The organism is Corynebacterium sp. NML 150383 (genome assembly GCF_002285085.1).
GTDB classification, from domain to species: Bacteria; Actinomycetota; Actinomycetes; order Mycobacteriales; family Mycobacteriaceae; genus Corynebacterium; species Corynebacterium gottingense.
On record NZ_NSGK01000005.1, the window covers coordinates 129703 to 143305 of the forward strand.

The window sequence follows — 13603 nt, forward strand, 5'->3', positions numbered from 1 at the left end:
CCTCTTATGTAACGCTGTCGATACTAAAAGCGAGAATTCATGTAAAGGTAAACTATCCGTTTCCCGACGTTTGCCATACACCGCCGAGTTGTGGCCCCGACCACAACTTGGCCGGCCCTAGAACGAGCTCGACCCGCCCGCACCGGAGAACCCGGAACTGAAGCCCGTGTTGACCCCGCCGCCGGAGCTGCTCGACTCCGCGTCCTGCGCCGCCTGCACGTTGTCGTGGTGCCACGAGGACATCGCCACGTACGGCACGTAGCCGGAGTAGACGTAGCCCGGGTCCGTCAGCGTCGGGCGCTCGAGCTCCTTGTATTCCTTCACGTCGCTGAACTCGCGGCGCTTGACTTCGTCGAGAAGCAAGCGGTAATCGCTGAGCAGCCGGACGAAGAGGTCGAGGAAGTCGGGCGCCTCCGGGGCGGCGTCGAGGGCGTCGACGCGTTCCTGCAGCCGGGCGAGGTCGCCGCGCAGCGTCTCGTCCTTGACCTCGTAGCGGGCGCGGACGATGTCCTCGCGGATGTCCGTGAGCAGGTTGCGGCGGGCCGGGCCGTCGCCGCGCTCCACCTCGAAGAGCCGGTTGATGTTGTCCTCGGCGTGGCCGGCGTCCTCGAAGGTCTGCGCCGCCTCGCGCAGGTTCTTCGCGCTGTCGTAGGCCTGCTCGTCGGTGGCCACGCTGTTGCGCTGCGTCACGTCGTGCAGCGCGAGGAAGCGGTCGCGCACCTCGACCCACTCGTCGCGCATCTCGGCGTTGGCGAAGGCCGAGGACACCGAGTTCGCGCGGACGTCCAGCTCGTCCAGCCGCTGGCTCAGACCCGTGTATTCAGTCGCCAGCAGCGCGTGGTCTTCCCGCGCCTGGTTGATCGCTTTTCGACGCTTCCGCCTCCGCTCCGCCACGATCGTCCCGCCCAGCAGGCTCGCGCCCGCCGGGATGCCGGCCCCCGCGACCGTCCGGCCGACGCGGCCACCCTCTGCATCATTGACGCCCCACTGCTCGGCCTTTTCCCCGTCCATGGCCAGGTTCGCGCCGGCGAACACGGCCGCGGGCAGGTTGTTGTCGCGCAGCCCCGGCTTCATCTCCTCCAGCACTGATTCGAGGCGCTGGCCTTTGCGCAGCTTCAGCTGGTCGGCGACGTCTCCGCCTGCGAAGACGAAGTGGTTGCGCGACTCCATGTCCGCGCCGAGTATGAGTACGCCGTCGGCGAAGGTGTCGTTGCCAATCTCGTCAGGGAAGTTGTCTCGCAGGAAGTTCTCCACCGAATCGTTGACGTTGTCGCGGCCCTCGGAGAGGTAGATGTAGTGGACCGTCTGCACCGTGTCGGGGTGGGGAAGGCGCTCCGCGTCGCGCTGCATCTGGGCCTCGTCGTCAGCACTCACGATGTCCTGCGGGTCCGAGACCACCAGGTTCGCAGCGTTGGTTTGGGTGGACACGGCGAACTCGGCAGCGTCGGGGACGTCGGCCGTGGCGAAGCTGGCCACGCCGCCGCCCACCCCAAGCAAGGCCGTCGCGCCGAGCACGACCGCCCAATCCTTCACGCCGGAGCCCTTCGCGGGCACGATGTTCTCGGGAGTGTTACGTGCGTGGGGGTTCGTAGCCATAGACCAAAGCATAGCGAGCCGTTGGGGCACGGACATGAGCACAGGCGGGGACGGACCGCTATCATGTTTTGTTGATACGTCACCACGGAGGAGTGTGAACCATGAAAGCATTCGGCTTCCTAAGCTTCGGGCACTACGCCTTCGGCGGCCAGCGCGGCCCATCCGCAGAGAAGATCGCGCAGATTCACCTGGAGGTCGCCCAGGCGGCGGACGACATCGGGGTGAACAACGCCTCCTTCCGCGTGCACCACTTCGTACCGCAGGCCTCGGCGCCGATGCCGCTGCTCGGGGCCGTCGCGGCCACCACCAAGCGCATCGAGGTGGGCACGGGCGTGATTGACATGCGCTACGAAAACCCGCTCTACCTCGCCGAAGAGGCCGCTTCCCTGTACCAGCTCTCCGGTGGGCGCGTGGCCCTCGGCGTCTCCCGCGGCGCCCCCGAAGTCGCCGAGCGCGGCTGGGAAACACTCGGTTACAAAGGCGACGCACCAAACGGCGCGGATGTGGCGCGCCGCCACCTCGAGGCGTTTATGGCCGCGGTGGACGGCAAGGGCTTCGCCACCGCCGCACCGCTGGACAAGCAGTACCCCAACATGTTCCAGCCCGGCTCCGCCCTGCCCGTCTTCCCCACGGCGCCGGAGCTGCGCAAGCACATCTTTTACGGCTCGGGCACGCATACGTCCGCGGAGCAGACCGCGAAGGACGGGCTGAACCTCATGTCTTCCACCCTGGTTTCAGAGACCACCGCGCACACCCTGGGAGAAATCCAGGCCGACCAGATCAGCCGCTACCGCGCCGCGTGGAAGGAAGCGGGCCACGACTGGACACCCCGCGTGTCCGTCTCCCGCTCGATCTTCCCCATCGTCGATGGCGCGGACATGCAGCGGTTCGGAATGCAGGCCTCCGGCACCGACCAGGTGGGCGCGCTGCCGGACGTGGGCACGACAACCTTCGGCCGCACCTACGCCGCAGAGCCAGACACACTCATTGAGCAGCTCAAGGCCGACCCGGCCGTCATGGCTGCCGACACCCTGCTGCTCACCATCCCCACCGGGATGGGGGTGGACGTGAACGTGAAGATTCTGCAGAACTTTGCCACCCACGTCGCCCCAGCGCTCGGCTGGCAGCCGAACGCGCAAGGCCCGGTCACCGGCTACCCCATCGACTAACCCCCTGCGCGCAAGAAGCCAGCTGATCCCACACCCGCGCGGGTAACCATGCCCCACCCCCGTCCGTTTCGGGGGTAACCTTGTGGGCGACCAATTTTCCCCACTACGGATCGTTCGGCACGTACCTGCCGATGGAGGACACCATGGCTTCAGTGACCTATGACAAGGCAACCCGCATCTACCCCGGCGCGGACAAACCCAGCGTGGACAAGCTCGACCTGGAGATCGCCGACGGCGAGTTCCTCGTTCTTGTCGGCCCGTCCGGCTCGGGCAAGTCGACCGCCCTGCGCATGCTCGCCGGGCTGGAGGACACGAACGACGGGCGCATCCTGATCGGGGACCGCGACGTCACCAACGTCAGCCCGAAGGAGCGCGACATTGCGATGGTGTTCCAGAACTACGCGCTGTACCCGCACATGACTGTGCGCGAGAACATGGGCTTTGCGCTGAAGATCGCTGGTCAGGACAAGGACGAAATCAACCGCCGCGTGGAAGAGGCGGCGAAGACACTGGACCTCACCCAGTACCTGGACCGCAAGCCGAAAGCGCTGTCGGGCGGCCAGCGCCAGCGCGTGGCCATGGGCCGCGCCATCGTGCGCGAGCCGCAGGTGTTCCTCATGGATGAGCCGCTGTCCAACCTGGACGCGAAGCTCCGCGTGCAGACCCGTACGCAGATTGCCAACCTGCAGCGCCGCATGAAGGTGACCACTCTGTACGTCACCCACGACCAGACCGAGGCCCTCACCATGGGCGACCGGATCGCGGTGCTGAACTTCGGCGTACTGCAGCAGGTGGGCACTCCGCGCGAGCTGTACGACCGCCCGAACAACGTATTCGTTGCCGGCTTCATCGGCTCCCCGGCGATGAACCTGTCCACCTTTGATGTGGACGCGCAGGGCGTCGCCCGCCTGGGCCAGGCGTCCATTCCGCTGCCGCAGGAGGTCAGCTCCGCCGTCACCGAGGCGGACGGCGGCCAGATCATCCTCGGCTTCCGCCCCGAGGCGCTGACGCTGGTGGAGAACGCGGAGCACTCCATCCCGGTAGAGATCGACTTTGTGGAGGAGCTGGGCTCCGACTCCTTCCTCTACGGCCACCTCGCCGGCGGCGGCTGGAAGGAAGAGGGCCTGCAGGAGGAAACTTCGGGCCAGATCGTGGTGCGCACGGCACCGCTGTCCGGCGTGCGCGAGGGCGACGTGGTCCACGCGCAGATTGCGGAGGGCGGCCTGCACGCCTTCTCCAAGGCCACCGGCCAGCGCATTTAAGGCCCACGCGTGCAAGAGAAACTCAGCGTTCTCTCGCCAACCTTCGCGCCCACACTGCTGAAGATGCCGTGGTCCACCCCGCTTGAAGGGTGGAGCACGGACCTTCTCGCTGCCCTGCCGCGTGGCATCTCGCGCCACACGGTGCGCCTCATTGAGGCGGACGGGCTGACCTTCGCGGTCAAGGAGATTGGCGAGCACGTGGCCTACCACGAGTACAGAAACCTGCGCCGCCTGCAAGAACTCGGCGCTCCGTGCGTCGTGCCGGTCGCGGTCATCACCCACCGCCGGGACGCCGACGGCGAAGAACTGACCCCCTGCCTGGTCACGCAGCACCTCCGCTTCTCGCTGCCGTACCGTGACGTCTTCTCGCGCACGCCGGCGGCAGAGGTGGTGTCCAAACTGGTCCGCGCCCTGGCGGTGCTGCTGGTGCGCCTGCACCTGCTCGGCTTCTACTGGGGCGACGTCTCGCTGTCCAACACGCTGTTTCGCCGCGACGCGGACCAGTTTTCGGCCTACCTGGTCGACGCGGAGACCGGAGAGTTCCACGAGCCGCTCTCAAAGGGCCGCAGGCTTTACGACGTCGACGTGGCCCGCGTCAACATCATCGGCGAACTCATGGACCTCCAGGCCGCAGAGCTGATCGACCCGGACGCCGACGTGATCGCACTCGGCAACGCCATCGAAGCGGTCTACTTGGAGCTGTGGGACCTGGTCACCGGGGAGCTCGTGGTGGAGGGCGACGCGTTCGACGCGATTGCGAAGCGCGTCGCCGCCGTCAACGAGCTCGGGTTCGACGTGGGCGAGATGGAGATTGAAAACGACGGCGATACCTACCGCATCATCATCGAGCCCGCGGTGTTCTCCACCGGCTTCTACCAGAAGAAGCTGCTCCGCCTCACCGGGCTGGACGTGCAGGATCGGCAGGCGCAGCGCCTGCTGGGGGAGATGGAGGTGTACCGCGCCGTGCGCTACGGCGGGAAGCTGCCGCTGGAGGCGGTGGCGCACCGGTGGATGGTGCGCGAGTACGAGCCGGTGGTGGCGCTCACCCCCGAGCCGTTGCGGGAGAAGCTGGAGCCCGCGCAGATCTTCCACGAGATCCTGGACCACCGCTGGTTCCTCAGCCAGAACGAGCACCGGTTCGTCCCGCTCATGCAGGCCGCAGAGTCCTACTTCCAGGGGGTCCTTCCGGGGCACCGGGACGAGGCGATGGTGTACCGGCAACGCCCAAGTTTACCCCCGGTTTACCCCCAGCCCGCGGAGGGTGAGGATGATAACACCAGCTAAGACCACCGTATAGGTGTTATGTATGGAAGACATTGTTGGTCCTGCCAGGCGATCCTAACCTTGAGAGGGTACGGAACAACCTAAAAGCGAAGGACCGCCGATGAGTACGACAACCCGCGCGGCTCGCCGAGTGCTGGCGACCGTGGCGACGGTGATGGTGGCGTCGATAAGCTTGGTTGCGTGCGGAACTGACAATGGGCCGAGTGTGTACTACCTCAACTTCAAGCCCGAGCAGGCCGAGCAATTCAAGACGATCGCCGCGGAGTATACGGAGGAAACCGGCATTCCGGTCAAGGTGGTCACCGCCGCCTCCGGCTCCTACATGCAAACGCTCAAGGCCGAGATGGCGAAGAGCAACGCGCCGACCCTGTTCCAGGTCAACGGCCAGGAGGGCTACGGCATTTGGAAGGACTACCTGGCCGACCTCTCCGATTACGAGGTCGTGCAAGAGCTTAACGACGACGCGCAGCCGATCACCGACAAAGACGGCGCCGTCCGCGCCGTCCCCTACGCCCTGGAAGGGTTCGGCATCCTCTACAACGAGGAGATCTTCGACCAGTACTTCGCCCTGCCCAACCCCGCCGTCGGCTCGATGGCAGAGGTCAACAACTTCGGCGCGCTCAAGGCGGTCGCCGAGGACATGCAGGCCAAGAAGGAGGAGCTGGGTATCGACGGCGCGTTCGCGGTGACCAGCCTCATCGCCGGCGAGGAGTGGCGCTGGACCAACCACCTGATGAACGGCCCGTACCACTACGAGATCCAGGACCGCGGCATCACCGAATTCACCGAGATGCCCACCATCGACTTCATCTACGGCGACCAGTACAAGCAAATGCTGGACCTGTACCTGAACAACTCGACCACCAAGCCCGCGCTGGCCGCGTCGCGCTCCACCAGCGACTCCATGGCGGAATTCGCCACCGGGAAGGCCGCCATGGTGCAAAACGGCAGCTGGGCCTGGAGCCAGATCGGCGGCGAAGGCTCGACCGATGTCAAAGAGGACAAGATCAAGTTCATGCCCATCTACATGGGTCTGCCCGACGAGGAGAACGTGGGCCTGAACATTGGTACGGAGGCCTACATGGCCGTGAACAACAAGGCCAGCGAGGAAGACCAGCAGGCCACGCGCGACTTCCTCAACTGGCTGTTCCTCTCTGATCAGGGCAAGCAGCACGTGGTCAACGATCTCTCCTTCATCGCCCCGTTTAAGAACTACGGCCCCGAGGACGTGCCGGACGACCCGCTGGCGCACCAGGTGCAGGCGGCGCTGACGGACGAGGACTCCGAGACCATCCCGTGGGACTTCCAGTTCAGCCCCAACCAGCAGTTCCGTGACCTGTACGGCCAGAACCTGGCCCAGTACGCGATTGGCAACATGAGCTGGGACGACGTGGTGGCCAAGCTCAAAGAGGACTGGGAGTACGAGATGGCCAACCAGATTGCCCTGCTGGACTAGGGAGAGGAGCACACCACCATGCAAGCATCACTGAAAAAGTATTTCCCCGTCTTCGTCCTGCCGACCCTGCTGGCCTTCGCCATCGCGTTCCTGGTCCCGTTTGTGATCGGCTTCTTCCTCTCGTTTACCAAGTTCACCACGATTACCGACGCCCACTGGGTCGGCCTGGAGAACTACGGCCGCGTCTTCGAGGAACGCGAAGGATTCGTCCACGCCTTCGGCTTCACCATAGCCGTGGCGATCGTGTCCATCATCACCGTCAACGTGATCGCGTTCGCCATCGCGTGGACGCTGACACGCAAACTCAAGGGCACCAACTTCTTCCGCACGGTGTTCTTCATGCCGAACCTGATCGGCGGCATCGTGCTCGGCTACACGTGGCAGTCCATGATCAACGCGGTGCTGGCCCACTACGACACCACCATCGCCGCCGACAGCAAGTTCGGTTACGCCGGCCTGGTCATCCTGATGAACTGGCAGCTCATCGGCTACATGATGATCATCTACATCGCCGGCCTGCAGAACGTGCCGCCGGAGCTCATCGAGGCCGCCGAGCTGGACGGCGTGAGCAAGTGGGAGATGCTGCGGCACGTCACCATCCCGATGATGATGCCGTCCATCACCATCTGCCTGTTCCTCACGCTGTCGAACACGTTCAAGCTGTTCGACCAGAACCTCGCGCTTACCGACGGAGCGCCCGGGCAAGAGACCGAAATGGTCGCCCTCAACATCGTCAACACCATGTTCAACCGCGTCGGGGCCGAGGGCGTCGGCCAGGCGAAGGCCGTGATCTTCGTCGTCGTCGTGGTTGTGATCGCAATGTTCCAGCTGCGCGCCACCCGCAGCAGGGAAGTGGAGGCATAGGACAATGACAACGAAAGTAAGTAAGGGACAGCGGGGCGTCGATAAGCAAAAAGCCGCCAGCGAGGCCAAGGTCTCCGGCGGGGCGAAAGCGCTGATCTACGCGGTGCTGATCTTCCTCACCATCGTGTTCCTCGGGCCCATCCTGTTCATCCTGCTCAACTCCTTCAAGGACCGCTTCGCCATCTCCACCAACCCCTTCGCGCTGCCGGTTGGCGAGCTGTGGGCGGGCCTGAGCAACTACATCACCGGCGTGCAAGGCGAAGGCTTCGGCTGGGCGATCGTGTGGTCCTTCGTGATCACGATCCTGTCCGTCGTGGCCATCGTGTTCTTCTCCTCCATGACCGCGTACTACATCACGCGCGTGAAGACGTGGTGGACCAGCGCGCTGTACTACCTGTTCGTGTTCTCCATGGTCATCCCGTTCCAGATGGTCATGTTCCCCACCGTGGTCATCGCCGACCGCCTCGGCCTGGCCAACCCGCTGGGCATGGTCGTGCTGTACATGGGCTTCGGCGCCGGACTGTCCGTGTTCATGTTCTCCGGCTTCATCAAGTCGATCCCGCTGGAAATTGAGGAAGCAGCGACCATCGACGGTTGCTCGCCGATCTCCACCTTCTTCCGCGTCGTCATGCCGATGCTCAAGCCGACCGCGATCACCGTGGCGATCCTCAACGCCATGTGGATCTGGAACGACTACCTCCTGCCGTACCTGGTCGTCGGCCTGTCCACGCCGTACCGCACGATCCCGGTCGTGATCCAGCAGTTCATCGGCTCCCAGGGCGACCGCGACCTCGGCGCCATGATGGCCATGCTCGTGCTGGCGATCCTGCCGATCATCATCTTCTACATGGCCGCGCAGAAGCACATCGTCGAAGGCGTCGCCGCCGGTGCGGTGAAGGGGTAGGTCGGGTTCGGCTGGCTTGGCTGGTTGTTGGCTGGCTTGGCTGGTTGTTGGCGTCGGGATCGGTTTCGGTCCCGGCGCCTTTGCTGTTGGAGGGGGTTCTCGCGCGGGGCGGGTCCAGATGGAGCTAGCTCCGTTTGCGGTAGACCGCGGTTCGCGACCAGGCGTTTTAAGTGACCGTCCGGGCCAAACGGAGCTAGCTCCATCTGCAGTAGACCGCGATCCGCGACCAGGAGATTTAAGTGGCGGTCGGGTCCAAACGGAGCTAGCTCCATCTAGACCGCCCGCGGCACCGCTCCGCGGCCATCCGCGCCTGACTGGTCCGCCGCCACCAACTACGCTGGTCCGGGTGAACATGTTTAACCCGGACTCGCGTTTCATGTCCGCCTTCACGCTGATGGCGGACATTGTCATTCTCAACATGCTCATGATTCTGTCGAGCCTGCCCATCGTCACCGGCGGCGCCGCGCTCCGCGCCGCAAACGTCGTCGTCGGCGACATGATCCAGGGCCTCGGTTCGCGGTATGCGTTGCAATACCTGAGGGAGTTCCGCACACAAACGCGCCCCGCCACGCTGTGGTGGCTGGTGCTGCTCGCCGCCGCCGTCGTCCTCGTCTACGAGCAGTGGGTCCTCTTCCAGGCCGGCATCGACGGCGCCGCGCTCTTCGCGCTCCAGGCGCTCGCGCTGTCCGGCGCGATGGTGCTCGCCGGGATCTCCGTGTGGTTTTTCGCACTCGAATCGTTGCCTTCGCCTATCGACGCCACCGCATCCCCCTTCTCACTCGCGGTCGTAATGACCTTCAAGCACCTCATACACACGCTCGGTGCCCTCGCCGTGCTGTGGATGGGGGTCTCGCTCGTGCGGTTCCTACCCCTCGTCGTTGCCGTACCCGCTGTGTTCTTCGCCGTGCCCGCCCTGTGCGTGTACGTCATCCGACTGGTGCTCGCGCGGCCGCTCGGGCAAACGCTGGGGGAGTAGCGGGAATCTTGGTGCTTGCAGGTTCAACGGCCTGTACCGCCCTGACGATGACCGTCGCCTCTGCTTTCGCGGCAGAGGACGCGCCATCTTCGTCGGAGCATTGCGGCGAATGCGTCAAGGACAAGAGGGAGTGGAAGGAATGGTCCTTAGAGAAAGGGGGCTCGAAATTGGAACGTTGTCGCCGTTCACGATGTGCAATCTTTCGAGCAGCCTCACTGACATGAGTGACGGAGTGAGTGACAGTAGTGAGGATTTGAAAACGACCGCTTGGCAAGGTTTTTACGTGCACATTCTCGGTCCAGCGCTCTCTCAATGAACATGAGTGACGATAGTGAGAACCACACTGACAGTAGTGAGGACATGAGTGACGTGAGTGAGGAGATGAGTGACGGTAGTGAAAACATGAGTGAGGCCGCGCCCCGCCAACACCTCACACCTGGCGACGAAAACGTATCGCAGCAGCGCCGCCCCAGAACAGAATGAGCCTTAAAAACGGAGGCTGTCATGAAGAAGCACACAGCCAGCATCGCCGCGGCAGCGCTCATGCTCGCCGTAGCCACAGCCGGCGCCGGCGCCAGCGCAGGAACCGCGGACGCTTCCTCGTTGCCGCCGGGCGCCACCGCGGGTTCGTCCACGATCAGTGGGATGCTCGGGGCGAATGCGACGCAGGGGACCGTCGTGAAGCAAGGCGACCGTATCCGAGTGCAACGGCTCCTGTGGGATTTCAACTGCACGCTTGGATACGTCGATCCGCACGCGGGCGTCGGCTACACGGCCGGGCATTGCGGGCTCCCCGGCGAGCCGGTGCTCAACGCGAACTACCAGATCATTGGCTACTTCGAGGCATCGAACGGTCTCCATGAACCTGAACATCCCGTTGGCGTACGCAACGGACGTCGTGCCGTCGCTCATGCCGCAGGTGTCTCGGGGCATGCTTGCCGATGTCGCGCGGATCAGATTCAACCCCAGGGTCGTAGCGCGTGGTCTGCGGCTCGGTGGACAAGGTCAACGGCGACACCACCTACGCGTTCCAGCACGGTTTGATCCCGGGCGACTCGGGCGGTCCCGCGTGGATCCCGGGGAAGGGGTTCGTCGGCGTGAACAGCGGCGGGTCCAGCAACATCGCCGGCACCGAGGGGTACCGGGAGGCGTTCGCGCACCCGCAGGCGCTGTAGGAACGCAGCCGCAACCACACACGCAACCGAGCGTTCTTCCAGCGCACCGGATAAAGTTGGGGCAATGAAGAAGAAAATAGCCAGCCTGATCGCAGCGGGTCTCGCGCTCGTTGACGCGGGCACCGGAGCGACCACCACAACTGCGAACGCCGCGGCGCTGCCGCCGAACAGCACGATGGGTTCATCCGCGGCGAGCGGGGCGCTCGGTTTCAACGCGCCCGCGGGCACCGTGGTGAACCAGGGGGACCTGATCAGCGTTTTCCACGGCCTGTGGCTGGACGACTGCACGCTCGGGTACGTCGATCGGGGCGCGGGGGTCGGCTACACGGCCGGGCACTGCGGCTTCGCCGGCGAACCCGTGCTGAACGCGAACAACCAGGTCATTGGCTATTACGAGAACTCGCACCACCTGCTGCCGGCGCTGGACATCCCGCTCAGCTACCTGGCGCAGTTCTTCCCTGCGGCGCTACAGTTCGCCTCGAAGGGGCCGCTTGCCGACGTCGCCCGCATCCGCTTCATCCCCGGAGTCGTCCCGGGGGCGAACTCGTTTACGGGCGATCGTGTCGCGCCGATCTGGGAGGTGCAGCCGGGCGACCAGGTGTGCGCCGTCGGTGCGAAGAGCCAGCAGGTGTACTGCGGCTCGGTGGACAAGGTCAACGGCGACACCACCTACGCCTTCCACCGCGGCCTGCGTCCGGGTGACTCCGGCGGCCCGGCGTGGATCCCCGGCAAGGGCTTTATTGGGGTGAACTCCTCGCTGTCCGAGAACGTGGCGGGGACGAAGGGCCAGCGCACCGCGTTCGCCCACCCCAGCGCGCTGTAAGCCCGCCCCCAGCCCCAGCGGCTAGGAGTTTGCGGCGGGGGAGGGGGTCGCGGTGGCGTCGTCAATCGATTGCCCCTTGATCTTGCCTTGGGCGAACTTGTTGATCACCATGGCGATCGCGCCGTCGCCGGTGACGTTGGCGGCGGTGCCGAAGGAGTCGACGACGATGTACGCGGCGATCATCAGCGAGACCATCGATTCATCGAAGCCGAGGTTGGCCTGCAGGAGGCCGACGGCGGCCATGATTGCGCCGCCCGGGACGCCTGGCGCGGCGATCATCATGATGCCGAGCAGGAAGATGAAGCCGATGACCTGGCCGGGGGAGACGTCGAGACCACCCATGAACACGACCGCCAGGGCGTAGAGCATGATCTTCATCATCGAGCCGGACAGGTGGATCGTGGCGCAGAGGGGGACGATGAAGCCGGCGACGTCCTCGTCGACCTTGTTCTTCAGCGTCGAGTTGTAGGTCACCGGGATCGTCGCGGCCGACGAGGAGGTGCCCAGCGCGGTGAAGTAGGCGGGCATCATGTTCTTCATCGCCACGAAGGGGTTGCGGCCCGCGATCGCGCCGGCGGCCAGGTACTGCAGCGTGAGGATGATCAGCGTCATCAGGATGGAGAGGACGAGGACGCTGCCGAACGCCGCCATGGTGGAGCCGAAGTTCTCGTTCATTCCCAGGTTGAGGAAGGTGCCGAAGATGAAGAGCGGCAGCAGCGGCACGACGAAGCTCTTCACAATCTTCATGATGACGCCGTTGAGCTCGTCAAGTACCTCGTACATGGCGGTGGATTTCACCTGCGTCATGGCGATGCCGATGAAGAACGCGAGCAGCAGCGCCGACATGACCTCGAACGGCGCCGGCATTTCCACCTCGAAGTAGGGGCTCAGCCCGCCGGCCTCCGGGTCGTCCACGTTGGTAATCAGCTCGGATCCCTTGAGCAGGTGCGGATAGACCACGGTGGCCGTGCCCCACGCAATCAGGCCGGAAATGATGGTGGAGCTGTACGCCACCCCGGCGGTAATGCCGAGCCACTTCCCCGCGCCGTGGCCGAGACCCGCGATGGCGGGCGCGATCAGCGCGAAGATCAGGACGGGGACGAAGAACCCGAGGAAGTTGGAAAACAGGCCGTTGAACGTGACAAAAACGCGTGCCAGCCAGTCGGGAAAGACAAAGCTGCACAGGAAGCCGAGGATGATGGCCACGACAACCCAAAACAGCAATGACTTCAAAACGTTCGATTTCATGGTTGGAACCTTTTGCAGTCACGGGACCGTGGACGGACCCGAAGATGTACAGGGAACGGACAGGGCGTTGTGCCTGTCCGTTGAATGTTATTGTTCCTTATTCACGGCCCGAATTGCGAACTTTCGCAAAATCTTTTCGGCCGGCAGCGGGCAGTCGCTTATCGACGCCCCCACGCCCCACCCAGCCGCCACAAGAATTCGGCCCCACAGCCGGACCGGTTTATCCTATCCCTATGTCCCCGTTTGCAACCATGACCACGCTGAACATCGTCCTTGGCATCCTGTTCATCATTGGCGCGCTCCTCTTCCTCATCCCGGGCGCGATGGCCACCGCCGGCAAGCTTCCCGGCAACAACGTCATCGGCCTCCGCCTCCCGGAGGTGCGCAAGAACGAGAGCACGTGGGTCACCGCCCACCGCGTCGTCGGGCCGTTCGCCCTGCTGGCCGGCGTCGCGATGGCGATCGGCGCGGCGTTCGCCTTCATCGCGGAGGGCTGGGTCTGGGTCGCGCCGGCCGTCGCCCTCATCGCCGCGGTGGCCGCGTTCGCCGTCGGCGGCAACTACGGCACGAAGGCAGCCAAGCTTGCCGACGCCGCACTGCACGAGCCCGACGAACCCGCCGAAGAGGTGCCGGCGCCCCAGGTGAACCTGGATGCGCTGCGCCGCGCGGCCGGAAAGGCCGACGGCGAGGAGTAGCGCCCCGCACCACCGCACCGCAATGTTTCACGTGAAACATTGCGGTTTTTGTTTTGCCCGGGCACGGCGGCGCGCACTGGAATTACTTTCACACCCACGCAGGACTTTTACCAAACTGCTGCGGATCGCGCGCCGACCCGCTACCGTAGCT

At 64.6% G+C, this 13603-nt stretch carries 12 protein-coding genes; 10 read left to right on the forward strand and 2 right to left on the reverse strand.

Annotated features, from left to right (window positions below; translation table 11 throughout):
* Window positions 1-117: 117 nt before the first annotated feature.
* Window positions 118-1596, reverse strand: coding sequence for a DUF5129 domain-containing protein (locus CKJ85_RS06825; RefSeq protein ID WP_233126987.1), 1479 nt, complete (start codon window positions 1594-1596; stop codon window positions 118-120).
* Window positions 1597-1697: 101 nt separating this feature from the next.
* Here CKJ85_RS06825 and CKJ85_RS06830 point away from each other — a divergent pair, with 101 nt between their 5' ends.
* From CKJ85_RS06830 to CKJ85_RS06870, 9 genes are all read left to right on the forward strand, one after another.
* A complete protein-coding gene (locus CKJ85_RS06830; protein ID WP_095553844.1) occupies window positions 1698-2765 on the forward strand; it encodes an LLM class flavin-dependent oxidoreductase in 1068 nt (355 codons plus the stop codon).
* Between the two features lie 143 nt (window positions 2766-2908).
* Window positions 2909-4027, forward strand: coding sequence for an ABC transporter ATP-binding protein (locus CKJ85_RS06835; protein WP_095553883.1), 1119 nt, complete (start codon window positions 2909-2911; stop codon window positions 4025-4027).
* A gap of 9 nt (window positions 4028-4036) precedes the next feature.
* On the forward strand, window positions 4037-5311 hold the full coding sequence (locus tag CKJ85_RS06840) for a DUF4032 domain-containing protein (RefSeq protein WP_095553845.1): 1275 nt from the start codon (window positions 4037-4039) through the stop codon (window positions 5309-5311).
* A 100-nt stretch (window positions 5312-5411) separates the two neighbouring features.
* Window positions 5412-6767, forward strand: coding sequence for an ABC transporter substrate-binding protein (locus tag CKJ85_RS06845; protein WP_095553846.1), 1356 nt, complete (start codon window positions 5412-5414; stop codon window positions 6765-6767).
* Between the two features lie 18 nt (window positions 6768-6785).
* Window positions 6786-7631 (forward strand): carbohydrate ABC transporter permease, encoded by an 846-nt coding sequence (locus CKJ85_RS06850; RefSeq protein ID WP_095278628.1) that lies wholly within the window; start codon window positions 6786-6788, stop codon window positions 7629-7631.
* A gap of 4 nt (window positions 7632-7635) precedes the next feature.
* Window positions 7636-8535: a carbohydrate ABC transporter permease gene (locus CKJ85_RS06855; protein WP_095553847.1), complete on the forward strand. Its 900-nt coding sequence runs from the start codon at window positions 7636-7638 to the stop codon at window positions 8533-8535.
* A 346-nt stretch (window positions 8536-8881) separates the two neighbouring features.
* Window positions 8882-9511 carry a DUF624 domain-containing protein gene (locus CKJ85_RS06860; RefSeq protein ID WP_095548015.1) on the forward strand — a complete coding sequence of 210 codons (630 nt, stop codon included), beginning with the start codon at window positions 8882-8884 and terminating at the stop codon, window positions 9509-9511.
* A 980-nt stretch (window positions 9512-10491) separates the two neighbouring features.
* Window positions 10492-10686 (forward strand): hypothetical protein, encoded by a 195-nt coding sequence (locus CKJ85_RS06865; protein ID WP_095553848.1) that lies wholly within the window; start codon window positions 10492-10494, stop codon window positions 10684-10686.
* A 64-nt stretch (window positions 10687-10750) separates the two neighbouring features.
* Window positions 10751-11509, forward strand: a complete 759-nt coding sequence (locus CKJ85_RS06870) for a hypothetical protein (RefSeq protein ID WP_095553849.1) — start codon at window positions 10751-10753, stop codon at window positions 11507-11509.
* A 21-nt stretch (window positions 11510-11530) separates the two neighbouring features.
* On the opposite strand, the gene CKJ85_RS06875 is transcribed toward CKJ85_RS06870, so the two are convergent.
* A complete protein-coding gene (locus tag CKJ85_RS06875) occupies window positions 11531-12757 on the reverse strand; it encodes a dicarboxylate/amino acid:cation symporter (protein ID WP_095553850.1) in 1227 nt (408 codons plus the stop codon).
* Window positions 12758-12990: 233 nt separating this feature from the next.
* On the opposite strand from CKJ85_RS06875, the gene CKJ85_RS06880 reads away from it, so the two are divergent.
* Window positions 12991-13452: an SdpI family protein gene (locus tag CKJ85_RS06880; RefSeq protein ID WP_233126988.1), complete on the forward strand. Its 462-nt coding sequence runs from the start codon at window positions 12991-12993 to the stop codon at window positions 13450-13452.
* Window positions 13453-13603 lie beyond the last annotated feature (151 nt).